Origin of the sequence: Jiangella sp. DSM 45060 (assembly GCF_900105175.1) — a bacterium.
Taxonomy (GTDB): Bacteria; Actinomycetota; Actinomycetes; order Jiangellales; family Jiangellaceae; genus Jiangella.
Genome location: NZ_LT629771.1, coordinates 3,932,969 through 3,957,110 on the forward strand (window position 1 = coordinate 3,932,969; position 24,142 = coordinate 3,957,110).

The window sequence follows — 24,142 nt, forward strand, 5'->3', positions numbered from 1 at the left end:
ACCTCCTCAGGCGCCGGGCGGGATGACGGCGTTCATCGGCAGGTGGGCGGTGAGACCCGGGATGCCGTTGGCGTTGCGGGTACGCAGCCGGATCAGCTCGGCGGCGGTCAGGGCGCGGTCGTAGACGCGGAACTCGTCCAGCGCGCCGTCCAGCCGGTTGGCCCCGTCCAGCCGCTGCCCGAGATAGATCGGGGTCGGATCGTCCCCGCTCACCGCCCCGGCCGCCCCGGATGCCGACGCCACCTCGACCCCGTCGACGTGCAGCGACACCGTGTCGCCCTCGCGGCGCAGCGCCACGTGGTGCCACGCGCCGTCCGCGTAGGCACCGTCGGAGGCCACGCTCGCCGAACCGCCAGCCGTGGTCACCATGCCCCGGATCCGGTCCTGGCCGGGCTCGGCCCGCAACCACACCTGCGGCGCACCGTCCATCCCGTACGCCCAGAACAGCGCCTGGTCCCGGCTCGCGTCGTCATAGCGAACCCACGTCGACACCGTGAAGTCGCCCGCACCCAGCACCGGCGTCGTCCGGAACGGCAGCTGCACCCGGCCCCGGTCCCCGTCGAACGCGAACCCCTGGCCATACCGGCCCTGCGTGGTGGTCACACCGTCGAACACCAGCGCGGAGCGGCCACGAGCGTCCGTGGTGGTGGCCGGGGTGTTCAGATCCTGCGCGGTCAGCCGGACGAACGCGATCTCGGACCGGTAGTCAGTGGTGCCGCGCTCGTAGAGCAGCCCGAGCCCGCCGCCCGGCAGCTCGACCATGTCCGAGTAGCCGCCCCAGCAGGCGCACTCCTCCACCGAGACAGCCCGGTCGTTCGTCCCGTACACCTGAACACCCTCATCGGTGGACTCCAGCGGCGTGTCCACCGACTGCCAGGTCAGCCCCTCGTCGAACGACGACCGGATCGTCGGACGGATCCGCGGCTCCACGTTCACCGACGGCGCCATGGAGATGATCTGGTTGTAGCCGTCACCCTCGTCGGTCGCCCGCACCCGCAACGCCGACGACTGGATCGGCGGCGCCTCGAAGCCCGGCTGCAGCGTGAAGCCGCTCGCGTACGTCTGGCCGCCGTCCTTGCTGATCGCGACCGCCCGGTGCGGGCGGACGTAGGGGTCGGCCTCCTCCTCGGGCGTGCCGCCGCCCCAGTTCTGCCGCGTCCACGCGAAGACGTCCCCGTTGGCCAGCTCCACCAGGCTGATCTCCTGCGGGATGAGGCCCTCGCCGGTGGCGTACCGCGCCTGAGCGCCCTTGTGCCAGGTGACGCCGCCGTCGTCGCTGTAGACGAGCATGGCGCCGAACCCGTCGCCGGGGTCGTAGTTGGCGCCCGCGACGATCCGGCCGGCGTGCTCGCCGCGGGTGAGCTGGATGGCGTGCACCGGCCCGGTGGCGTAGTGCCCCCAGGCCGGGTCGTCCAGTTCGGGCAGGGCGCGCGGCGCGCTCCAGGTCACCCCGTTGTCGTCGCTGTGCACCACGTACGGGGTGCGCGGCGCGGTCCGGTGGTTCGAGCCGGGCGTCTCCGGGTTCACCGGGTTGTGCGTGCCCAGCAGCACGATCCGGCCGTCCGGCGCGTCGGTCGCCGGCGCGCCGGGCAGCCGCCGGTACACGACCGGACCCGGGTTGCCGCGCGTCGCCGGGGCCTCGGGATCATCGGCCTCGCCGCTGACCACCGTCTGCTCCGGCAGCCACTCGGTGGCGCCCGGTGGCAGCCGCCGGACCACCGTCCGGATGTGAGACTTGTCGGCACAGGTGTGCATCCGGCGCTCGGCGAACGCCAGCAACGAGCCGTCCACCGCGCGGACGATCGCCGGGATGCGGTGGCAGCCGGACGGCACGTGCGGGGTGGAGAAGAGCACGGTGGTCCGGTCCTGGAACGGGTCCACGGTCGAGGCGGCGTCGGCCGCCGCGGGCGCGTTCTGGACCGGCGCCAACGCCAGCGTCGCGCTCACCATGGCGGCGACCAGCACCGCGCCGTAGCGGATCGAACGATGAATGGTCATGGTCCACTCCTCCTCAGGCGCCGGGCGGGATGACGGCGTTCATCGGCAGGTGGGCGGTGAGGCCCGGGATGCCGTGGGCGTTGCGGGTGCGCAGCCGGGTCAGCTCGGCGGCGGTCAGGGCGCGGTCGTAGACGCGGAACTCGTCCAGCGCGCCGTGCAGCCGGTTCGCGCCGTCGAGGCGCTGCCCCAGGTAGATGGGCGTGGGGTCGTCCCCGCTCACCGCCCCGCCCGCGCCGGACGCCGACGCCACCTGCGCGCCGTCGACGAACAGCTCGACCACATCGCCCTGCCGGCGCAGCGCCACGTGGTGCCACGCACCGTCCGCGTAGGCACCGTCGGAGGCCACGCTCGCCGAACCGCCAGCCGTGGTCACCATGCCCCGGATCCGGTCCTGGCCGGGCTCGGCCCGCAGCCACACCTGCGGCGCGCCGTCCATCCCGTACGCCCAGAAGACGGCCTGGTCCCGGCTCGCGTCGTCGTAGCGAACCCACGTCGACACGGTGAAGTCGCCCGCACCCAGCACCGGCGTCGTCCGGAACGGCACCTGCACCCGGCCACGGTCCCCGTCGAACGCGAACCCCTGGCCGTAGCGTCCGGCCGTGGTGGTGACGCCGTCGAACACCAGCGCCGACCGGCCCGGCACATCGGGCGTCGTGCCCGGCGTGTTCAGGTCCCGAGCCGTCAGCCGCACGAACGCGATCTCGGACCTGTAGTCGGTGGTGCCCCGTTCGTAGAGCAGCCCGAGCCCGCCGCCCGGCAGCGCCACCATGTCCGAGTAGCCGCCCCAACAGGCACACTCCTCCACCGAGACGTCCCGGTCGTTCGTCCCGTACACCTGCACACCCTCATCGGTGGACTCCAGCGGCGTGTCCACCGACTGCCAGGTCAACCCCTCGTCGAACGACGACCGGATCGTCGGACGGATCCGCGGCTCCACATTCACCGACGGCGCCATGGAGATGATCTGGTTGTAGCCGTCCCCCTCGTCCGTGGCCCGCACCCGCAACGCCGACGACTGGATCGGTGGCGCCTCGAACCCGGGCACGTTGGTGTACTCGCGGTGATAGGTCTCGCCGCCGTCGCGGCTGATCGCGATGGACCGGTGCGGCCGCACGTACGGATCGGCCTGCTCCTCCGGGGTGCCCGCGTTGTGGTTCTGCCGGGCCCACACCAGGATGTCGCCGTTGACCAGCTCGACCAGGCTCAGCTCGCCGAGGTTCTGCTGCTGCGAGGGCGCGTACTCGACCATGGCGCCCTTGTGCCAGGTGTCGCCGCCGTCGTCGGTGTAGGCGAGCATCAGCCCGAAGTGCTGACCGGCGGTGATGTAGTTGACGCCGGCCACGATGCGGCCGGCGTGCTCGCCGCGAGTGAGCTGCACGGCGTGCACGGGCGCGGTCTGCATGTGACCCCACGTCGGGTCGTCCAGCTCCTCGTACAGGTTGCGAGGCGGGCTCCAGGTGGCGCCGTTGTCGTCACTGTGCACCACGTACGGCGTGCGCGGCGCGGTCCGGTGGTTCGACCCGGGCGTCTCCGGGTTCACCGGATTGTGCGTGCCCAGCAGCAGGATGCGGCCGTCCGGCGCGCTGGACTCGGGCGCGCCGGGCATCCGGCGGTAGACCACCGGGCCGGGGTTGCCCCGGGTCGCGGGGGCGTCGGCGTCGTCGTCCTCGCCGCGCACGACGGTCTGCGCGGGCAGCCATTCGGTGGCGCCGGCCGGCAGCCGCCGCAGCACCACCTCCATGTCGGACTTGTCCGCGCACGTGTGCAGCCGCCGTTCGGCGAAGGCCAGCAGCGAGCCGTCCACCGCCTGCACGATCGCGGGGATGCGATAGCACCCGGACGGGACGTTCGGACTGCTGAACAGGACGGTGGTCCGGTCCGCGAACGGGTCCACGGTCGAGGCGCCGGACGACGCCGGAGCGCTCTGCAGCGATGTCAGCGCCGTGGCGGTCACGACGGCGGCGACCAGCGCCGCACGGAATCGGGTCGAACGATGAGTGGTCACGATCGTCGGGTCCTCTCTTCGTCGAGCGTCAGGGTTCGGTGCGGTACCTCTCGACGGCGCCGGCGAACAGCTGCTGCCGGGCCGCCCGGTCGTCGGTGACCACGCCGCGCTGCGGGGCGGCGTGGTCCACGTAGGTGGGCGGTGTCGCGTCGTACAGCGCCCACCGCGCGGCGGCCTCGCGCAGGCGCCGCAGCGCGTCGTCGTGCGCGGGGTCGTCGATGACGTTCGTCAGCTCGTGCGGGTCGGCGGCCAGGTCGAACAGGGCGTCGCCGGCGACGTCGGACCAGAGCAGCTTGTGCCGTCCGGTCCGGATCATGCCCGCGACGCCGTGCCGGCGGTCCTCGGCGAGGACGGCCTCGTGCCCGGCCGCCGGGTCGGTCAGGTCGGCGCCCGGCAGCGGCGCCGACGGCCGCAGGCCGCAGGTGGCGAGCACCGTCGGCGCGACGTCGATCAGCGAGACCAGCGCGTCCGAGACCTCGCCGCGTCGCCGCTGCCCCGGGAACTTGACCAGCAGCGGCACCTTCACCACCGGGTCGTACATCGGCCCGTCCTTGAGCAGCAGGTGGTGGAAGCCGAGGTACTCGCCGTGGTCGGCGGTGAAGACGATGAGGGTGTCGTCGTAGAGCCCGCGCTCGCGCAGCAGGTCGAGCAGGCGCCCGACCTCGTGGTCCAGGTGCGTGATGGTGGCGTAGTAGTGGGCCATCACCTGCCGCAGCCGCGGCAGGTCCAGCGGCGCGTAGTCGAAGTACTCCCGCCGGTGGCGCTGGTCCGCGGCCGGGATCGTGTCGGTCCAGCCCGGCAGCGGCGTCAACGCCGCCGGGTCGTAGAGGTCGTCCCACCCGGCGGGCGGGTCGAACGGGTGATGCGGTTTGACGAACGACACGTGCAGCAGGTGGTCGCCGGCCTCGGTCCAGCCGGCGATCACTCGCCGGGCCCGCTCGCCGATCCAGCTGGTGGAGTGCCACTCCTCCGGCAGGTTGGACCGGCCGGTGCCGAACGTGTCCCAGTAGGCGTCCGGCGCGCTCGCCCGGAACTCGCGCTCCTGGTCGATCAGGTCGGTCACCGGCGCCAGCCCGGCCGCCGCGAGGTCCCGGTGGTAGTCGTCGTCGTACCGGCCGGGCCCGTCCTGTTCAGCCAGTTCCAGCTGGTCGTAGCCCACGTCGAGATAGGTCGGCGTGAAGTGCATCTTGCCGACGGCGGCCGTGCGGTACCCGGCGCGCCGCAGCGCCCGCGGGAAGGTGTCGATGCCGGGCGCGAGCGTGCAGCGGTTCGTCCAGCCGCCGTGCTGGCGGACGTGCAGGCCGGTCAGCAGCGAGTACCGCGACGGGGTGCAGACCGGGAACGAGCAGTACGCCTCGCGGTGATGCACGCCGTCGGCGGCCAGCCGGTCCAGGTGCGGCGTGCGCACGTCGGGGTTCCCGGCCACGCCCAGACAGTCCGCCCGGAACTGGTCGGCCTGGATGATCAGGACGTTCGGCACCGTCAGCGGTCCTCGTCGAGGAACCCGAGCTCCGTCACCTCGGCGCGCAGCACGGCCAGCTGCTCGGGCCCGGGCGACACAAGCGGCGGGCGGCACGCGCCGCAGTCGACCCCGGTCAGCGCGCCCAGCGCCTTGAAGCCGGCCAGTTCCCCGCCGTACCGCGACGCCGCGTCGATGACCTGGTGCGCCAGCTGCTGCGCGGCCCGTGCCTGCTCCACCTCGCCGCGGGCGGCATGGTCGAGCAGCCGCCTGAACAGCGGGCCGGCGAAGTTGTACACCGACCCGATGGCGGCTCGCGCGCCCCACTGCCACGCGGCCAGCACCAGTTTGGCGACGCCGACGAACACCTCGTGGTCAGTGCCGGCGAGGTGCAGGCAGCGCTGCAGGTCGACCATGTCGTTGTGGGCGAACTTGACGCCCGCGAACGTCGGGATCTTCTCCCGCGCGACCACGAGCACGTCGCTGGCCCGCAGGTCCACCCCGGTCATCGAGGGGATGTGGTAGTAGGTGAACGGCAGTGACGGTGCGGCGTCGGCGATGGCGGCGCAGGCGTCCACCAGCGCCGCCACCGTGTCCGGACGGTGGAAGTAGGGTGCGACGGACGAGATCGCCCGGGCGCCCACGGACTCGGCGTGCGCCGCCAGCCGGCGGGCCTCGGTGAGGCTGGCATGGCCCACGTGCACGATGACGTCGAGCCGTCCGTCGGCGACCTCGCACCACCGCTCGGCCAGGGCCATCCGTTCCGCCGTCGAGAGCGAGGCGCCCTCACCGGCGGTGCCCCCGATGTAGGCCGCCGCCGACCCCCATCCGAGCAGGGCGTCGGCCTGCTTCGGCACGGTGTCGAGGGCGACCTCGCCGGTCTCGGTGAACGGGGTGAACACGGCGGTGAGCAACGCCATGTCGGGGCCGTCGGCGGAGTAGCGCAACCCGGTCATGTGGTTCCTTTCGGCAAGGTCAGCCCTTGGTGTCGGTGAGGTTGACGAAGTCGCGGGAGTCGGTGACCAGCCCGGTGATGCGTTTGTCCAGCGCGAACAGGGACGGCACGGTGGAGATGCCGATGGCCCAGGACTCGTCGACGATCGCGCTGTTCAGCGCGGCGTAGGCGGCCTCCTGGTCCTCCGGCGTCATGGCCGAGCCGGCCGCGGCCACCGCGGCGACGTACGCCGGCGGCACGTTGGGGCCGAACGTGGTGTTCGCCTCGGTGGTGAGCATCTGCCGGCCGCGGGCCACCAGCGACGGGCTCTGCAGGTTGTTCGGCTGGAACGCGACGGTGCACTGCAGCTGGCTGGCGAACAGCGCCTCGAGGTAGGCCGCCTCCTCCTGCGGGGCGATCTCTAGGTCGAAGCCGATCTTCTTCAGGTCGGCCTGGATGATCTCGAGCGTCTGGACCGCCGGCGTCCCCGAGGCCACGCCCGCGACGGCGTTGCGCACGTCGCCGGACTGCTCCAGCAGCGCCGCGGCGGCGTCCAGGTCGAACGACCCCGAGTCGAGGTAGGACGGGTCGAACGCCGGCGAGGACGGCATGAAGGGCGCGTAGACCGGGTCGCCGATGCCGAAGTTGACCTGCTCGAGGATGCGGTCGCGGTCGATCGCCCGGGCGAGCGCCTGGCGCAGCAGCTTGTTGTCGAACGGCGGGATGAGCGCGTTCATGAAGAACAGCGACATCCGGCCGTTGCCCTCCACCAGCGTGAACCGGTCACGCAGCCGGTCGGCGTGGCGGAACCCGATGTACGCGGCGCCGTCGACCGAGCCCGACTCCAGCCCGGCGATGAGCGCGTCCTCGTCGGTGAAGAAGCGGTACTCCACCTCGTCCAGGTACGGCTTGCCGGAGTCCCAGAAGTCGGGGTTCTTCTCCAGCACGAGGCGCTGGTCGCGGCGGAAGTCCGCGAGCCGGAACGGGCCGGAGCCGGCCGGCTCGTGCTCCAGTTGCTCCGGGGTGTTGCTGGCCGCCAGCACCAGCGGGAAGGCGAACATCCAGTCGAGCACGAGCGACTCGGGCGTGGGCTGCTTGAAGTCCAGCCGCACGGTCTTCTCGTCGACCGCGGTCGCCGCCGCGATGAACGCCGTCGGCTGGGCGAGGGTGAACGCGGCGTCCGGGTCCTGGGCCCGCTGGACGCCGGTGACGACGTCGCCCGCGGTCACCGGCTCCCCCGAGTGGAAGGTGGCCTGGCGCAGCGTGATCGTCACCGACCTGAAGTCGGGTGCGAACTCCCACGACTCGGCCCCGGCCGGAAGGGGCTCGTAGGTGCCGTCCGGCGGGTAGTCCAGCAGGTACGTGTAGAAGGAATGGATGTGGATGTCGGTGTTGGTGAGGTAGGGATCGAACTGCATGATCTTCGTCGTGCCGAGCGTGATCTTGCCGGTCGCGTCGCCACCCGTGCTCTCGCTGCTCCCGGAACCACAGGCGCTGAGCAGGGGCGCGCCGGCGATCGCGCCGGCCGCGAGGAACCCGGCCCGCAGCAGCGTGCGGCGGGCGATCAGGCGGGACTGGTACGGCGAAACGGGCATGATGATGCCTCCCGAGGTTCAGGACGGGTGGAGCTCAGGTCAGCCGGATACGTGGATCCAGAACGGCGTAGAACACGTCCACCAGCAGGTTGAGCAGCAGGAACGTGGCCACGACGAACAGCACACCACCCTGCACGAGGGCGTAGTCGCGTTCGCCGATCGCGGTGTAGAGCAGCCGTCCCAGCCCGGGGTAGTTGAAGACGGCTTCGATGACGACGGTGCCTCCGAGGAAGCTGCCGAGCTGGAGCCCGACGATGGTGACGGTGGGCAGCGACGCGTTGCGCAGCGCGTGGCGGCGGATCACGTCGCGTTCGGGCACGCCCTTGGCCCGGGCGGTGCGGATGTAGTCCTTGCCCATCACCTCGCCCAGCGAGGTCGCGAGGAAGCGGGCGGTGACGCTGGAGGTGTGCACGGCGATGGCGATCGCCGGCAGGATCGTGGCGTTCACGGCCCCGGCCGGGTCGCGCCAGATCGGCACGAAGTCGCTCGACGCCGGCAGCCACTGCAGCTGCACGGCCAGCACGATGATCAGCAGCAACCCGAGCCAGAACGTCGGCACCGCGAGGCCCGCCGTGAGGTAGCCCTGCAGCACCCGGCCGGCCACCGAGTGCGGCCGCAGCGCCACCACGATGCCCACCGGCACGGCGATGAGCAGGGTCAGCGTCATCGCGAACCCGGCCAACTGGATCGTCGCGGGGATGCGGTCGAGCAGCTCGCGGACCACCGGCTGGCCGGAGTAGTACGAGGCGCCCAGGTCGCCGCCCACGGCGTGACCGATCCAGGAGAGGTACTGCTCGACGACGGAGCCGTCGAGGCCGAGCCGGGCGCGGGTCGCGGCCAGCTCGGACTCGCTGGCGTCCGGGCCGAGCAGCACCGTCGCGGGGTCGCCGGGCAGCGCGAACGTGAACGCCCAGACCGCGATGGAGCCGAGCACCAGCACGACGGCGAACTGCAGCAGCCGGCGAATCAGGTGGCCGTACATCTAGACCGCACCTCCGCTCGTGACGCGCGTCCCCAGGTGCTGGCTGCCGCCGCTCACCGCCAGTTGCAGGCCGCGACCGATGCGGTCGAGGCAGAACACGGTGAGGACCAGGCAGAGTCCGGGGAACAGCCCGTAGCTCGGGCTCTGGTACAGGTACGAGCGCGCGTCCTGGAGCATGCCGCCCCACGACGGCGCCGGCGGCGGAGTGCCCAGGCCGAGGAAGGCCAGACCCGCCTCGACCACGACCGCCATCGACGCGGTGACGACCACCTGGATGACGATGGGGCCGAGCACGTTTGGCAGCACCGTGCGCAGCATGGTGTCGGGCGTGCTGGCGCCCATGCCGCGGGCCGCCAGCACGAAGTCGCGGTCGCGGATGCTCAGCGTCGCCACCCGCGTCAGCCGGGCGAACTCCGGCACCGCGCCGATGCCGATGGCGAGGATCAGGTTGAACCGGCCGGGCCCCAGCACCACGATCATGACCAGGGCGAGCAGGATCCCCGGCACCGCGAGCAACAGGTCGACCAGCCGCATCGCGACCGCGTCGACCCACCGTCCCAGGTAGCCGGCGAGCAGCCCCAGCGGCACCCCGATGCCCGCGCCGACCGCGGCGGCCCCGGCCGCGGCGATGAGCGAGGCGCGGGCGCCGTAGATCAGGCGGGACAGGATGTCGCGGCCGAGCTGGTCGGTGCCGAGCAGGTGCGCGCCGGACGGGCCCAGCAGCGGCTCGCCGTCCTGTGCGGCCGGGCCGTATGGAGCGACCAGCGGCGCCAGCAGCGCGACCGCGACCAGCAGCAGCAGGCCCACCGCGCCGACGACGGCGGACCGGGACCGGGCGAACCGGCGCAGTGCCGCCAGTCGCCGGCGTCGCGCCGGCGCGGAGGCCGGCGTGGTCGTGGGCGGGTTCGGCGCCGCGCTCATCGGGCCGCCTCCGGCGTCAGCTCGGCCGTCTCATCAGCGAAGTGGCAGGCGGTGTGCCCGCCAGCGACGAGACGCAGCGGCGGTTCCTTCTCCGCGCAGATATCGGCCGCGATCGGGCAGCGGGTCCGGAACCGGCAGCCCGACGGCGGATCGACCGGGCTCGGGACGTCGCCGCCCAGCGGCACCCGCCGCCGATCGGCCCGGCCGATGGGATCGGGTACCGGCACCGACGCCAGCAGGGCGCGCGTGTACGGGTGGCGCGGGTCGTCGTACACCCGCCGCACCGACCCGGACTCGACGATGCGGCCCAGGTACATGACGGCGACCTCGTCGGCGACCTGACGGATCACGGCGAGGTCGTGGCTGACGAACAGGTACGCCATCGACGACTCGCGCTGCAGGTCGGCGAGCAGGTTCAGCACCTGCGCCTGCACGGACACGTCCAGCGCCGACACCGGCTCGTCGAGGATCAGCAGCCCCGGCCGCGACGCCAGCGCCCGCGCGATGGCGACCCGCTGGCGCTGGCCGCCGGAGAACTCCGACGGCAGCCGGTCGGCGTGCTCCGTCCGCAGCCCCACCCGGGCGAACAGGTCGGCGACCTGGCCGCGCCGCCGGGCGTAGGGCACCCCTTGCAGCCGCAGCGGCTCGGCGACGTTGTCGCCGACGCTCAGCCGGGGGTTGAGCGAGGCGTACGGGTCCTGGAACACCATCTGCGCGCTGCGCCGGATCCGCCGCAACTCCGACCGGCCCGCGGCGCCGACGTCGCGGCCGTCGACCAGGATCTGGCCGCCGGTCGGCTCGACGAGGCGCAGGACCAGCCGCGCGAGTGTGGTCTTGCCACAGCCGGACTCACCGACGAGGCCGAGCGTGCGCCCGGCCGGCACCCGCAGCGACACCCCGTCGACCGCGTGCACCCACGCGGACGGGCGGGCGAGCACGCCCGAGCGCACCGGGAAGCGCGCCACGGCCTCGTGGACGTCGAGCACGGGCTCCCCCAGGTGCGGGGCGCCGCCGGCCTCGGGAGCGTCGGCGTCCCCGGTGCCGTCCTCCCGGGTGATCAGCGCCGCCGCCTCGGCGGGAAAGTGGCAGGCGCTGACGCCCACGCCGTCGGGGCCGGGCAGTGCCTCGGGCCGCTGCTCGGTGCAGACGGCGCGGCCGCGGGAGATCGGGCACCGGGGCGCGAAGGCGCAGCCCGGCGGGAGCTCGCTCGGGTCCGGCGGCTGGCCGGGGATCGGGAGCAGCCGGCCGGCCGCGGCGTCGAGCCGCGGCAGCGCGCCGAGCAGGGCGGCCGTGTACGGGTGCCGCGGCCGGGTGAAGATCTCGGTGACGTCGCCGGACTCCACGATGCGCCCGCCGTAGGTGACGCTGACGCGGTCGGCGGTCTCGGCGACCACCCCGAGGTCGTGGGTGATCAGCACCACCCCGGCGCCGGTCTCCTGCCGGGCCACCCGCAGCAGGTCCAGGATCTGCGCCTGCACGCTGACGTCCAGCGCCGTCGTGGGCTCGTCGGCGATCAGCACCTTCGGGCGGTTGGCGATGGCCATCGCGATCATCACCCGCTGGCACATGCCGCCGGAGAACTGGTGCGGGTACTGGTCGTAGCGGGTGTCGGCGTGCGGCACGCCGACCATGTCGAGCAGTTCGACCACCCGGGCCCGCGCCGCCGCGGCGGTCAGCGCGCGGTCGTGCACCCGCAGCGCCTCGGCGATCTGGTGACCGACCTTCTGGACCGGGTTCAGCGCCGAGATCGCGTCCTGGAAGATCATCGCGACGTCGCGTCCGAGGCGCCGCCGCAGCTCCGGCTCGGGCAGCGTCAGCAGGTCGACGTCGCCGAGCAGGGCCGCACCGGACACCCGGAGCAGGTTCGGCGTGCGGAGCAGGCCCAGCGCGGCGAGCACCGACACGCTCTTGCCCGACCCGGTCTCGCCGACGACGCTGAGCGTCTCGCCGCCGAAGACGTCGTAGCTCATGCCGTCGACCGCGCGCACCACACCAGCCGGCGTCGCGAACTCCACGACCAGGTCGCGCAGGCTCAGCACCGGCCGGCTGGAGTCGTGACCAGCCAGGACGGCCTCGTCCCGGGTCGCACCGCCGAGAGCTCCACCAGACACCCGCCGACCTCCTCGTCGCTCACCGTGGACCGCAGGTTTCTGCAAGATGTCCTACAGTTTTCGCTACCGTAGAGTCGAGGCTTGATGGTGTCAATACTCGCAAGATATCCTACAAGTCAGTTTCGACAGGGAGGGCAGCCAGAGCGTGGCGACTCAGCAGGACGACGTTGAGCCGGACTTCCGGCGACTGGACGACAGGGCTCCCCTGCACCAGATCGTGCAGCACGAGATCAGGAACCACATCCTCAAGGAGGGGCTGCGCCCCGGCGACCCCCTCAAGTCCGAGTCCGAGCTGGCCCGGCTGTTCGGGGTCAGCCGCAACTCGGTGCGCGAAGCGGTCAAGGCGCTGGAGTCCACCGGCGTCCTCGAGACGCGCCGCGGCAGCGGCGTCTACATCCGCGACTTCTCCTTCGCCCCGCTGCTCGACCACCTCCCCTACGGCCTCATGCAGGGCCACCGGGCACTGCGCGAGCTCGCCGCGTTGCGCAAGACGCTCGAGTCCGCCCTCATCACCGACGCCATGCAGGCCATGACGCCCGAGAGCGTCGCGGCCCTGCGCGAGGTCCTCGACACCATGCGCGGGCTGGCCGAACGCGGCGAGCAGTTCGCCGAGCACGACCGCCGGTTCCACCAGCTGCTGTTCCGCGATCTCGACAACACCATGCTGCTGCGGCTGTTCGACCTGTTCTGGCTGGCGTTCCACGCGGCGGCCCCGCCCACGCGCGGCCGCACGCCGATGGACGCCTACCGGGGCCACGCCGCCATCCTCGACGCCATCCTCACCGGCGATCCGGACCAGGCGCGCGAGGCGATACAGGACCACTACGTCGGCATCGAGTCCAAGCTCACCGAGGATCCCCCGCCCGACCCCGCCCCGTAGCCCCCGCCCAGGAGGTCACCCATGCCGGCCGTTCGGACCCCCGCCCCCTCCCGTTCCCGAACCCGCCGGCTGGCCGGCGGCTGCGCTGTCCTGGCCGTGGCCGCCGCGACCATGTCCACACCCGGCGGCGCCGCGGCGGAGCCCGCCGCCGCGGAGCCTGCCGCCGACGACCGGACGACGTCCTGCGACGCCGAGGCCGCGGGCTACCGGCTGGTGCGGGTGCTCGACCTGCCCACCGCCGCTAACTGGCGCGACACCACCCCGCCGTACGCGTTCGACGACACCGCCGGCCTCACGGGCGGGTTCGACCGCGTCGGCTACTGCCTGGAGCTGACTACCGACGCGGGCACGACCTGGGTGTGGACGTCGTCGGAGGCGCTCGGCGACGACCCCGCCGGCCTCGGCCTGCCGACGTACATGGAGCAGGCGCGGCACCAGTACGTCGACGACCTCACGGTCGCGTCCAACGTGCCCGGCGTGCGGCGGCTCGACGGCGGCTCCGGCTGGGTCGAGCTGTGGCCCAACCAGTACGACGGCACCGGGTCCGGGCAGGTGCCGGGCGCGTCGCGGACCGCCCGCGACTCCGACGACGCCGTCCTCTGGGCGAACGGGTACGGCTCGTTCCAGGTGCACGCGTTCGCCGATGCCCGCGACGCCCGCGGCCCGCGCGCCGCCGACGCGCCCGCCGCGACGCCGGTGCTGGCCGTCAACGCGTTCACCGCCGGGCCGCAGACCATGGACGTCGGCATCGGCGCCGCGCCCAGCGGCGAGCCCGACTGGACGTTCGCGCAGAACGCCGGCGACTACACCGGGCGCCGGCTCAGCGTCTTCGCGCGGCCGGCGCTGGTCCGGGTCGACGCCGCACCGCGGTCCCGGCAGCTGGTCCCCCGTCCCGGCCGCACCACCGGCCGTGTCACGGTTCCGGTCAGCGGCGTCGCGACGGACCCGTCCGTCGTCGCGGTCGAGCTGCGCACCACGCGCGACGGCGCGACCTCGGTCCGGCGGGCGCGGGTGTCGCCGGCGTCGCCGCGGTTCTCGTTCACCGTCTCGCTGCCGGTGGCGCTGACGTCGACCGACCTGGAACTGGTGGCGATCACCGGCGACGGCGCCCGCTCCCGGGTGAGCCGCGCGGTGGACGTCGTCGCCGGCGACGTCGTTGTCGTGCAGGGCCAGTCGAACGCGCAGGCCGGTCGGCAGCCGCGATCGACCACGTCCGACGCCGACCGGTCCCGCTGGGTCCGCACCTTCGGCACGTCGAACAACAACAATCCGCGGCTGGCCGGCGCCATCGGCGGGTGGACGTACGCCATGGGCGACGACATCCAGCGGGTCGCGGCGATCGGCCAGTGGGCGGTCCGGATGGGCCAGGTGATGTCGGCCGAGCTCGGCGTCCCGATCGCCGTCGTCAACGGCGCCCGCGGCGGACAGCCGATCGGCTACTTCGCCCGCAACGACACCGACCCCGGCGACGGCTCCACCAGCTACGGGATGCTGCTGCGCCGGCTCACCCGGGCCGGGCTGGCCGGGCCCGACGCCATCGACGTCATGCTCTGGTACCAGGGCGAGGCCGACCGCGACGACGCCGCCACCCACGTCGCCGGCTTCACCGACCTGGTCGCGGACTGGCGCGAGGACTACGGCGCCGGGCTGCCCGTCTACGTCCACCAGGTGCGCACCTCACCGTGCGGGCAGTCCGGCCCGGTGGCGCTGCGCGACGCCCAGCGGCGGCTGCCCGACACCGTCGACGGCCTGCGGGTGGTGTCGACCACCGGCCTCAACGGCCACGACGGCTGCCACTTCGACTACGTCGACGGCTACCGCACCCTCGGCGAGCACGTCGCCACCATGCTGCTCGACGACCTGTACCGCCCGGGCACGCCGTCCATCGCGCCGCCCGGCCCCGCCGCGGTCCACCGGGTCGACGACGCGCCGAACCAGCTCACGGTGACGCTGCGCTCCCCCGCCACCCCGCTGACCGTCGAGGACGGCGCGGCGGCGGACTTCCGGGTGTCCGGCGCCGTCGTCGAGTCGGTGCGCTGGCAGCGCGGGCTCGGCCTGGTCCTGACCCTCGACCGGCCGGCGCCCGCCGGCGCCTCCGTGGCCTACCTCTCCCACAACGGCGCCGGCCCCCGCGTCGTCGACGCCCGCGGCATGGGCCTGCTCGCGTTCCAGCTCACCCTCGAATAGGGCGCACAGGCGCCGCGACGGCGACGGCGACGGCGACGGCGACGGCGACGAGCTCAGGTCAGCCAGCCGCTATCGGCGATGACGGGGTCGGGGGCGACCTGGGTCTCCTCGAACGGAAGCTGCGGCCACGAGTCGGCGTCGGGATGCCGCTCGAGCTCGTCCAGTCCGAGTTCGGCGCCGGCGGCGACGAGCGCCGTCTGGAGCTCGGGCACCGGCACCGAGCGGACGTCGCGGCGTGACAGCGCGGCCAGCGCGGCGGCCGTGCCCGCGGCCTGTCCCTCGGCGATGCAGATCGGAATGACTCGCGTGGAGGCGATGGCCTCGTGCGTGGCGGAGATGCACTTGCCGGCCATCAGGAGTCCGTCGACGTCTCGGGCGATGAGCGAGCGGAGCGGGATGCCGTAGGCACGCACGTTTGTGGAGCTGACCCAGCTGCCGCTGGGCCGGTGGATGTCGATGTGGTAGCCGCCCATCGCGACGTCGTCGTCATGGCGCGCGCCGGTGACGAGGTCGTCGGCCGTCAGCAGGTAGTCGCCCATGATCCGGCGCGACTCGCGGATACCCAGCATCGGCGCGATCTCGACGAGGTGGGCCCGCTCGCAGCCGGGTACGTAGGTGCGGAAGAACCGGATGAGTTCGGGGACCTGCTCGTAGACCCGCGCGTAGGCCTCGCTGAGCGAGTCGACGTCGGTGGGGTCGAGGCCGAGGACCCGGGTCATCACGACGCTCAGCTCGTGCGGGGTCTCTCGGGTGTGGAGCTTGACGCCGACGATTCGGGTCTGTGGCACGTTCAGGTCGCCGGCGCGGCGCGCCTGTTCGACGACGCCGGCGAAGCCACCGAGGACGTAGGTGTCGACCGTCTCGAGCTTCTCGGCCATCTGGGCGAACAGGTGCGGGTAGGGAGCGAGCCACTCGCGGTAGTTGAAGGCGGGGTCCTGGCAGGCCTTGCGGAAGGCGTCGTCGTCGATGCCGCCGAGGCGGAACACCAGGGTCGGCGACTGCACCAGGCCGTCACTCGTGCGGCCCTTCTCCCAGGCCACTCCCCCGCGCGCCGCGACGTCACCGTCGCCCGAACAATCGATCACCATATGGCCCGTGATCGTCTCGCGGCCGGACTTGGACTCGATGACGACACCCGTGATCCGATCGCCGGACCTGACGGTGTCGACGAACACGGCATGCATGAGAACCGCGACCCCGGCCTCGCGCAGCAGCCGCAGGGCCAGGATCTTCCAGTAGTGCGAGTGGACGGCGGCGAGCGAGCCGCATTTCGGGTCGAGCGTGATCGGGGAGGCGTGGCCCGAGCGGGCGAGCGTCTCGACGAACTCGCCGGCCAGGCCGCGGACGACCCGCCGGTAGCTCTGGTCGTGGAATCCCAGCCAGGGCAGCGTCGCCGACACCCCGCCGACGAAGCCGGCTCGCTCGATCAGGAGCGTCCGTGCTCCTGTCCGGCCGGCCGCGAGTGCGGCGGCAATGCCGGCCGCTCCGCCTCCGACGACCACGACTTCCCATTCATCGCTGTGCATCAGGTTCGTCCTCGAGTCAGTACGGGGCAACGCGGGGCCAGGAGAGCTCCACGCCGCGTGCGACGAGTGTTCGCTGGAAATCGGCACGGCGGGCCGCGGACTGCCGGACGCCGATCGGATCGGCGCCGCCGGTGACGCAGAACGCGGCCAGCGTGCCCGCCGCCTCGCCGACGTTCCATTCGACCGGGTGGACGCGGTAACAGCCGTTCGTGATGTGCGTCGTCCCGATGTTCTTGGCGGCGGCGACGAGGTTGTCGACGTCCGGTGACAGCAGCGCGCCCAGCGGGATCTGGAACGGCCAGGCGGCGTCGTACTTGCGCTCCCCGCCGTGCGTCGACGGGTGCAGGTCGATCTTGTAGCTTCCGACGCCGACGCTGTCCTCGTACTCCCGCGCCCCGGCCGTCCCCCGCACCGACGCCGCGATGTCGTTCTGCGTGATGGTCTCGAGTGCGCGCAGACGCCGGCCCTCGCGGATGTAGGGCGCCATGGCCAGGCCGTCCTCGGTGCCCGTCACGTCGCCACGCAGGCGCAGTCCCGGGAAGCCGGTGCCGCCGTCGGCGCGCGGCGCCTCGGTCTGCAGCCAGTAGAGGAAGCTGAGGCTGAGCTGCCGGGCTCCTTCCAGGTGCGCGGCCGCTACCTCGGGCTCGACGTCGACGATGGAGCCGGCGATGTAGTCGTTCGCGGAGCAGTTGATCAGAGTGATGTCGCTGGGCGGCGCCGGGTCGAAGTTTCCGCGGGCCACGAGCCTGCGGAAGCGCCAGATGTCCTCGATCGGACTGTAGTCGCCGTTGTCGCCGAACCGCCCCTGGTGACTGGCCGAGACGATGACCGCCGGGTCGGTGGCCGGATCGGGGTTCGGCCTGAGCACGCGGCGCCCGCGTTCGGCCGGGTCGGCGGACGGCGCCGGCCAGCCGATCTGCGGCGCGGGGCGTACTGGTGCATCCGGCACCGTCCACCGGTCGTACTGGGCGGGCCGGTCGATCACGTGGTTCTCGCCGGCGACGTGGTCCATGGCGAAGCAGACGGTGAACCCCTGCATCATCTGCGGGTCGCCCACGTCGGGAGCGTCGGGCTCGCCGGTCTCGGCGGCGGACTCGGTGCCGGTGACGTACGGGATCCCGGCCAGCGCGAGCAGCTCCCCCGTCTCGGTCGCGTCGAGAACGTAGCGGCCGGTGAGCCACTCCACCGTTCCGGAGGCAGACCGGAAGGCGACACCGGTGATCCGGCTCCCGTCGCGCTGGACCCGGCAGGGCGTGAGCTCGGTGCGCACGGCCAGCCGGTTCGAGCGCTGGTGCGGCGCGAGCATCGCCTGCAGCACGGCGAGCGCGACCCGGGGTTCGTGGCACAGCGCGCTGACCGCGCCGTTTCCCGGGTTCAGGTGCAGCGCCGACCTGGCGGACTCGGACAGCGGGTACCACCGGCGGTAGTGCCGGCGGACTTCGTCGCGGAACCGGCGGTAGCTCGCGGTCGCGCCGAACTGTTCGATCCACGGGTGCTCGTCCGGCGGCACCGCCTGCGACGTGAACTGGCCGCCGATCCAGCGGGTCGCCTCGGTGAGGATGACCGTCGCCCCGGCGTCGGCGGCGGCGAGCGCGGCGGCGACGCCACCCACCCCACCGCCCACGACCAGCACGTCGGCCTCCACCAGCGTCATGCCGGCGTCCCGAGCAGCCCGAGCGTCGTCAGGACCCGGCGCACCTCGTCCGACCCGCCTGGATCGAGCGGAGGCAGCGCTGTCCCGGCGGTGTCACCGGTGATCCCGAGCTCGGCCAGCGCCGACTTGAGCGAGGTCAGCCAGAACCCGGACCGGTAGAGGGTGCACACGTCGTCCAGCCGGGCCTGCAGGGTGCCGACCTGCGCGGCGTCACCGCTCAGGCCGGCCCGCACGAGTGCGGTGGCCAGCTCCGGGACGACGTTGGCGATCCCGGGCACGGCGCCGTCGGCCCCGGCGAGGAGGCTGCGCCCGATGAGCGCCTCGGCGCCCTGAAACACCCGGAGCCCGGCGGCGCGGGCGGTCTGCGCCAGAGCGGCGTAGACGTCCCAGCTCCCGGACGACTCCTTGAGCGCCACGACAGCATCGATCGCGCCGATCTCGCGCAGCGCCCGCGGCGTGATCGGGTGGTGCGTCAGGTGCGGGATGTTGTAGACGACGAGCGGCAGGCTGGTCGCCTCGGCCACCGCGGTGACGTGGCGGATCACGGCGCCGTCGGTCTCGGCGTCGAAGTACATGGGCGCCATCACAACCAGTGCCTCCACCCCGAGCTGCTCGAGGCCCACAGCGGCGCGCACGGCCCGCTCGGTGCTCGTCTCGCCGACGCCCGCGAGCACCGGGACGGCCCCGGCCACCGCGTCGACGTAGGCCGTGGTGATCGCCGCGGCGACGTCCGGTTCCAGGGTCGGGCCCTCGCCGCAGGATCCGAGCACGAAGACGCCGGTGGCGCCGCCGCCGACGACATGGGCCGCGAGGCGTCGCACGGCGTCGATGTCCGGCCGGTGCTCGGCGGTCAGGGGCGAGACGACCGGGGGGATCATCCCCGACAGCTGCTGCGGATTCATGACGGCCCTTCTGATCGTTGCGGTCACGCCTTCACCGCGCCGGCGGTGAGGCTTCCGATGAACTGGCGCTGCATGACGAGCAGGCAGAGGATGAGCGGCACGATCGAGATGACGGTGCCGGCGGTGATCGCGCCCCACGGCGACTGCTCGACGATGCCGAAGTTGAGCTGCGAATGCAGGAAGGCCAGCCCGATCGGCATGGTGAACTGGTCCGAGTTCGTGAGCATGACCAGCGGCAGCAGGTACGCGTTCCACGCGTTCAGGAACAGCAGCAGGCCGGCCGCGCCGAGCCCCGGGCGGACCAGCGGCACGGCGACGGTCCAGAACAGCCGGAACTCGCCGCTGCCGTCCAGCCGGGCCGCGTCGAACAGCTCCTCGGGCAGTTGCGAGAAGTACTGCCGCAGCAGGAACAGCACCAGCGCGTTGGCCGCGAGCGGCAGGATCACCGCCGCCCAGGTGTTGAGCAGGCCGAACTGGCGCATGATGGTGAACTGCGGCAGCACCAGGGCGTACTCGGGAATCGCCAGACTCGCCAGGACCATCCCGAACAGCACCGAGCGCCCCCGGAACCGGTAGCGGGCGAACCCGAACCCGGCCAGCGCGGCGACCGTCACACCCAGCAGCGTCGTGAGCAGCGCGATGCCGAAGGTGTTGAGCAACCACCGCGGGATCTGCGTGTCGAAGGCGGCGACGTAGTTGTCGAGCGTCACGACCGACGGGATCAGCGCCACCTCACCGAGCCGGGTGCTCGGCTTGAGCGAGGAGATGAGCAGCCAGTACAGCGGGAACGCCGTCACCACCACGATCAGCCCGACGACGGCGCCGCGCCCCAGCCGTTGCGCGATTGCTCCGCTAGACACGGTCATCACTCCTCAGCAGGCGGCTCGCGACGGCGGTGCTGACGATGATCGCGACCGCCAGCAGCACGGAGGCGGCCGCGCCCTTGCCGAGGTCGAACTGTTCGAACGAGGCCCCGAAGATGTACATGACGGCGGTGAGCGTCGACCTGGCCGGCCCGCCGTCAGTGAGCACCTGGACCTCCGCGAACAGCTCCCACGCCGCGATGCTCGACGCGACGAGGACGAACAGCGTCACCGGCTTCAGCAGTGGGAACGTCACGTGCCGGAAGCGCTGCCAGGCACCGGCGCCGTCGAGCTGCGCGGCCTCGTAGTACTCGTCCGGGATCGACTGCAGACCGGCGTAGAGGATGACCGCGTAGTAGCCCAGCACCCGCCAGATGCGCAGCGCGATGATCGACCAAGGCGCCAGGTCGGCGTCGGTGAGGAACGGGACCGGGCCGACACCCACCAGGTCGAGTACGCCGTTCACGAACCCGACCCGTTCGTTGTAGAGCAGGTCGAAGACGAGCGCGACGGCGATCAACGACATGGTGATCGGTGCGAAGATCACCACCTGCACGAAGTTCGCCGTCTGCCGGCGCAGCTGCTTGAGCAGCACGGCGACGAACAGGCACAACGGGAGCAGGGCCAGCAGGAACCCGACCAGCATGTAGAGCGTGTTGCCCATGGCCTGCCCGAACAGCGGGTCGTCCAGGACGGTCGTGAACTTGTCGAGCCCGGCGAACTCCGGCGACTGACCGAGCGGCCAGTCCACGAACGCGATGCCGAGCGCCAGCAGTACCGACCCCGCGCCGAACGGGATGAACAGCACGAAGAACGGCGCGATGAACAGGTACGGCGCCGAGGCCGGGTACTTGCGGGCGCCGCGGCGGGCGGTCGCGGTCACAGTGCGCTGAGCTCCGCGACGATCTGCTCCACGGCTTCCTCGGGGCTCAGGTCGCCGGCGTAGGCCTGGTCGACGGCCGCGGTGATCGCCGCCTCGGTCTCCGGCCAGTGGAAGAAATGGAACGGCGGGTAGGGCACGGACGCCAGCTCTTGACGGACGTTCTGGCCGCCGAAGTACGGGTCCTCGACGTCGAGGTCGATCTCCTCCGCGGCCCGTTGGTACGAGACCAGGCCGAGGGTGTCGGCCTGCGCCTGAAGTCCCTCGGGGGTGAGCCACCACATGATGAAGTCGCGCGCCCCCTGCGGGTTGTCGGCGCCGTCGAGCCCGGCGTAGAGGCTGCCGCCGAAGACGCCCGTGCGCTGCTCCTCGCCCGCGGCCCAGGTCGGCCAGGTCACGAGCTGCCACTGTCCGGACTGCTCCGGCACGTTCTCCTGCAGGCTGGTGCTGCCGACGCCGAAGTTCATGGTCCAGCCGACGATCTCCTGGTTGCGGATCGCGTCCCAGTAGGTCGCGTCGGTCCACACGCCGTGGTAGACGAGGCCCTCCTGGTCGAGACCGACCATGAACTCGAGCGTCTGTGTCGCGAGGTCCTCGTCGACGGCCAGTTCGCCGTTCTCGTCCCACCAGGTGCCGCCGCGCGAGTTGTAGAACGCGTTGAACATGTTGGCGCCGTTGGTCGCCGGTGGCTGCACGAACAGGTACTGCGTCCCGCCGGACGCCGTCTCGAGCTCGCGCGCAACGGCGACGACGTCGTCCCACGTGGGGTTCTCGGGGATGGCGAGGCCGTGCTCGGCGAGGGCCGCCTGGTTCACCCAGAGGCCCATGTTGCCCGGTCCCATCGTGAACGAGTTGATCTCGCCGTTGCCGCCGACCAGGATGCCGTCGGCGAAGTCGTCCTCCATCGGGCCGAGTTCCTCGGACAGGTCCAGGAACTGGCCGGTGGAGAACAGCCCACCCGACTCGCGCAGCGGGAGCTGGACGACGTCCGGCAGGTCGTCGCCACCCTGCAGGGCGACGACGAGGCGCTGGGTCACGTCGGCGATCGGTATCTCCACGACCTCGACGTCGTACTGCGGGAACGCGGCGGTGAAGCCGTCCTCGATGACCGGGGGCGCGGAGCTGGAGAAGACCCAGATCTCCAGTTCGCCGGTGCTCCCCTCGTCGCCGGTCGACCCGGCGTCGTCGGAACCGCACGCGGTCAGGACGACGGCGACCGCGGCGACGCCGCACACGACGGCCTTACGTTTCCAGGCGCGGTTCATCGCTCCTCCTTGAGCTGAGAATCAGAACGAAAGGGCGCAGCGGTTCTAGAGCCGCGTGCGGATGTTCTCGAAGTGGCGGTACATCGCCTCGACCTCGCCGCTCTGCGCGGCGACCGCGTCGACGATGTCCAAATGCATCCGAGCGAGCTCCGCCGGAGTGGACGGCTCGGCGACCGTCGCACGATGCAGCCGGTGGAACATCTCCCAGAACAGATCGATCACCTGGCTGACGAGCGGGTTGTCCAGGGGTTCGTACAGGCGGCGGTGGAACCGCCGGTCCAGGGCCGCGTGCTCGTCGGGCGTGCAACCCTCGGCGCCCATGGCCGTCGCGATGCCGCGCAACTCCTCGACATCGCGACGCCGGATCCACTCCGACGCGCGGGCGATGAGCCCCTCCTCGAGGGCGGCGCGGAGCTCGAGGAGGTTCAGCAGGTCGCGCCCCTCGACCTGGAAGGCGTACGGCAGGTTCTCGAGGATCGGCGCGAACGAGAAGGGTTCGACGTAGGTTCCGCCACCGTGGCGGGTGCGCACGACACCGACGGTCTCGAGGCCCTTGATGGCCTCACGCAGCGACAACCGGCCCACGCCGAACACCTCGGCCAGTTCCGCCTCGGGAGGCAGCTGATCGCCTGCGCGCAGTCCGTGCTCGGCGATGTAGGCACGCAGCTTGAGCTGCGTTTCGCGGTACTTGGGCAGTGCGGACATGACGCGCCTTCGGGTCTCGTGACGGGACAACTGAAGACTAGGGCAAGTGCTCTGATGAATCAACCCCAGTCACTGTATTGATCAGATGAGTCGCTCGCTCATATGATGTCTGCGCCCTGTGAGCGCTCGATCCAACGACGATCGGCCCCGAGACGCGGTGAACATCGCCGGCGTGCGGCGGGGCTCAGAAGGGATTCACCATGAAGCGACGGAGCTTCCTCACCGGAGCGGCGGCCGGCATCGGCGCCGTGCTCCTCCCGGATGTCACGCGTCCCCTGCGTGCCCGGGCCCAGACAGGCGGGATGTTCGAGGACGTCGGCCAGATCTCCGCGGGTCACCACCAACTGCCCACGATCATCGCGACCGGGCCCGACGCCCTGACGATGGTGGCGCAGAGCCGGTACCCGGTCGCGGCGGGCGTGAACGTCGACAAGGGCGCCGCCGACATCGTCACCTTCCGGAGCCTGGACGGCGGCCGCACCTGGTCGCCGGGCGCGCCCGTCCACGAAGCCGGCGGGGCCGACGGCGACTGCGGGTACGCGAGTGTCGTGACGATGATCGGCAGACGCCTCACGGCCCTCTACACGGTCGGCCCGCAGAACTGGGAGCCGGCCGACCTCGTCGTGCACTGCCGCACGAGCGACGACGGCGGCCTGACCTGGTCCGAGGTGTCGCACCCGTCCGTCACCAGCGATCACGCCAACGGCCTGCCCACCAACGGCGGCAAGGGCTTCACCCTGGCGACCGGCCGGATCGTCCTCCCGGGCCGGATGTGCGTGCTCTACAGCGACGACCGCGGCCGGAGCTGGACCGCGACACCCGAGTTCGCCGAGACCGTCGAGACGAAGACCCAGCCCGCCAGGGATGGCCTGACCGCCCTCGTCCCGTGGCGGACGCGCGACAAGATCGGCCGCATGGGGCGGGTGCGGCTCGGGCACGAGTACGCCTATCGCGGGACCGTGGTCCACGACTTCGGCGCGGACACCAACCTCGGCTTCGTCCGCTACGACTACCGCACCCTGCTGATGTCGGTCACCCGGTCCAACCAGCTCTACATTCGCCGCAGCGTCGACGAGGGCCGCACGTGGATCGACGAGAAGAACATCACGGCGAGCGCGCCGAGCGCCCGCTACTCCGACATCGCCGTGACCGGCGACGGCGCCATCGTCGTCGGCTACATGAGCAACCGCCGTGTCGTCGCCAACGCCGCGCCGCTGCATGTCGTCCGCCTCGACCTCGACTGGCTGACGAGCTGACCCGAGCCCGCTGCACCCG

General features: G+C 72.1%; 18 protein-coding genes. 3 read left to right on the forward strand and 15 right to left on the reverse strand.

What is annotated here, in order from left to right:
• Positions 1–6: 6 nt before the first annotated feature.
• The 8 genes from BLU82_RS17690 to BLU82_RS17725 are packed head-to-tail and all read right to left on the reverse strand — an operon-like array spanning position 7 to position 12,005.
• Positions 7–1,998 carry a sialidase family protein gene (locus BLU82_RS17690; protein WP_092622460.1) on the reverse strand — a complete coding sequence of 664 codons (1,992 nt, stop codon included), beginning with the start codon at positions 1,996–1,998 and terminating at the stop codon, positions 7–9.
• A gap of 13 nt (positions 1,999–2,011) precedes the next feature.
• Positions 2,012–4,003: a sialidase family protein gene (locus tag BLU82_RS17695; protein WP_092622461.1), complete on the reverse strand. Its 1,992-nt coding sequence runs from the start codon at positions 4,001–4,003 to the stop codon at positions 2,012–2,014.
• A 28-nt stretch (positions 4,004–4,031) separates the two neighbouring features.
• The gene (locus BLU82_RS17700; protein ID WP_197682288.1) at positions 4,032–5,483 is read right to left on the reverse strand and encodes a sulfatase-like hydrolase/transferase; all 1,452 of its coding nucleotides are present in this window, start codon (positions 5,481–5,483) and stop codon (positions 4,032–4,034) included.
• A gap of 2 nt (positions 5,484–5,485) precedes the next feature.
• The gene (locus BLU82_RS17705) at positions 5,486–6,418 is read right to left on the reverse strand and encodes a dihydrodipicolinate synthase family protein (protein ID WP_092622462.1); all 933 of its coding nucleotides are present in this window, start codon (positions 6,416–6,418) and stop codon (positions 5,486–5,488) included.
• Between the two features lie 19 nt (positions 6,419–6,437).
• Entirely contained in the window at positions 6,438–7,991 is a 1,554-nt protein-coding gene (locus BLU82_RS17710; RefSeq protein ID WP_092622463.1) for an ABC transporter substrate-binding protein, read from the reverse strand.
• Between the two features lie 34 nt (positions 7,992–8,025).
• On the reverse strand, positions 8,026–8,973 hold the full coding sequence (locus tag BLU82_RS17715; RefSeq protein WP_092622464.1) for an ABC transporter permease: 948 nt from the start codon (positions 8,971–8,973) through the stop codon (positions 8,026–8,028).
• Positions 8,974–9,894, reverse strand: a complete 921-nt coding sequence (locus tag BLU82_RS17720) for an ABC transporter permease (protein WP_092622465.1) — start codon at positions 9,892–9,894, stop codon at positions 8,974–8,976.
• The gene (locus tag BLU82_RS17725) at positions 9,891–12,005 is read right to left on the reverse strand and encodes an ABC transporter ATP-binding protein (RefSeq protein WP_197682289.1); all 2,115 of its coding nucleotides are present in this window, start codon (positions 12,003–12,005) and stop codon (positions 9,891–9,893) included. The genes BLU82_RS17720 and BLU82_RS17725 overlap by 4 nt, the downstream gene beginning before the upstream one ends.
• 145 nt (positions 12,006–12,150) lie before the next feature.
• Between BLU82_RS17725 and BLU82_RS17730 the strand changes: the two genes are divergently transcribed.
• Both BLU82_RS17730 and BLU82_RS17735 read left to right on the forward strand, forming a co-directional pair.
• Positions 12,151–12,885 (forward strand): FadR/GntR family transcriptional regulator, encoded by a 735-nt coding sequence (locus tag BLU82_RS17730; RefSeq protein WP_197682290.1) that lies wholly within the window; start codon positions 12,151–12,153, stop codon positions 12,883–12,885.
• A 21-nt stretch (positions 12,886–12,906) separates the two neighbouring features.
• Positions 12,907–15,072, forward strand: a complete 2,166-nt coding sequence (locus BLU82_RS17735) for a sialate O-acetylesterase (protein WP_092622466.1) — start codon at positions 12,907–12,909, stop codon at positions 15,070–15,072.
• A 53-nt stretch (positions 15,073–15,125) separates the two neighbouring features.
• Here BLU82_RS17735 and BLU82_RS17740 read toward each other — a convergent pair whose 3' ends face one another.
• The 7 genes from BLU82_RS17740 to BLU82_RS17770 are packed head-to-tail and all read right to left on the reverse strand — an operon-like array spanning position 15,126 to position 22,930.
• The gene (locus tag BLU82_RS17740) at positions 15,126–16,598 is read right to left on the reverse strand and encodes an FAD-dependent oxidoreductase (RefSeq protein WP_197682291.1); all 1,473 of its coding nucleotides are present in this window, start codon (positions 16,596–16,598) and stop codon (positions 15,126–15,128) included.
• 16 nt (positions 16,599–16,614) lie between these two features.
• Entirely contained in the window at positions 16,615–18,252 is a 1,638-nt protein-coding gene (locus tag BLU82_RS17745; protein WP_172885637.1) for an FAD-dependent oxidoreductase, read from the reverse strand.
• Positions 18,249–19,154, reverse strand: coding sequence for a dihydrodipicolinate synthase family protein (locus tag BLU82_RS17750; protein WP_092622468.1), 906 nt, complete (start codon positions 19,152–19,154; stop codon positions 18,249–18,251). The genes BLU82_RS17745 and BLU82_RS17750 overlap by 4 nt, the downstream gene beginning before the upstream one ends.
• A 23-nt stretch (positions 19,155–19,177) precedes the next feature.
• Positions 19,178–20,014 (reverse strand): carbohydrate ABC transporter permease, encoded by an 837-nt coding sequence (locus BLU82_RS17755; protein ID WP_157741086.1) that lies wholly within the window; start codon positions 20,012–20,014, stop codon positions 19,178–19,180.
• A complete protein-coding gene (locus BLU82_RS17760; RefSeq protein ID WP_092622470.1) occupies positions 20,007–20,900 on the reverse strand; it encodes a carbohydrate ABC transporter permease in 894 nt (297 codons plus the stop codon). Before BLU82_RS17760 ends, BLU82_RS17755 begins: the two co-directional genes overlap by 8 nt.
• Complete coding sequence (locus BLU82_RS17765; protein WP_092622471.1) at positions 20,897–22,162, reverse strand: ABC transporter substrate-binding protein; 1,266 nt, start codon at positions 22,160–22,162, stop codon at positions 20,897–20,899. Before BLU82_RS17765 ends, BLU82_RS17760 begins: the two co-directional genes overlap by 4 nt.
• A 45-nt stretch (positions 22,163–22,207) precedes the next feature.
• The gene (locus tag BLU82_RS17770) at positions 22,208–22,930 is read right to left on the reverse strand and encodes a FadR/GntR family transcriptional regulator (RefSeq protein ID WP_157741088.1); all 723 of its coding nucleotides are present in this window, start codon (positions 22,928–22,930) and stop codon (positions 22,208–22,210) included.
• 137 nt (positions 22,931–23,067) lie between these two features.
• Here BLU82_RS17770 and BLU82_RS17775 point away from each other — a divergent pair, with 137 nt between their 5' ends.
• Complete coding sequence (locus BLU82_RS17775; RefSeq protein ID WP_092622473.1) at positions 23,068–24,123, forward strand: sialidase family protein; 1,056 nt, start codon at positions 23,068–23,070, stop codon at positions 24,121–24,123.
• Positions 24,124–24,142 lie beyond the last annotated feature (19 nt).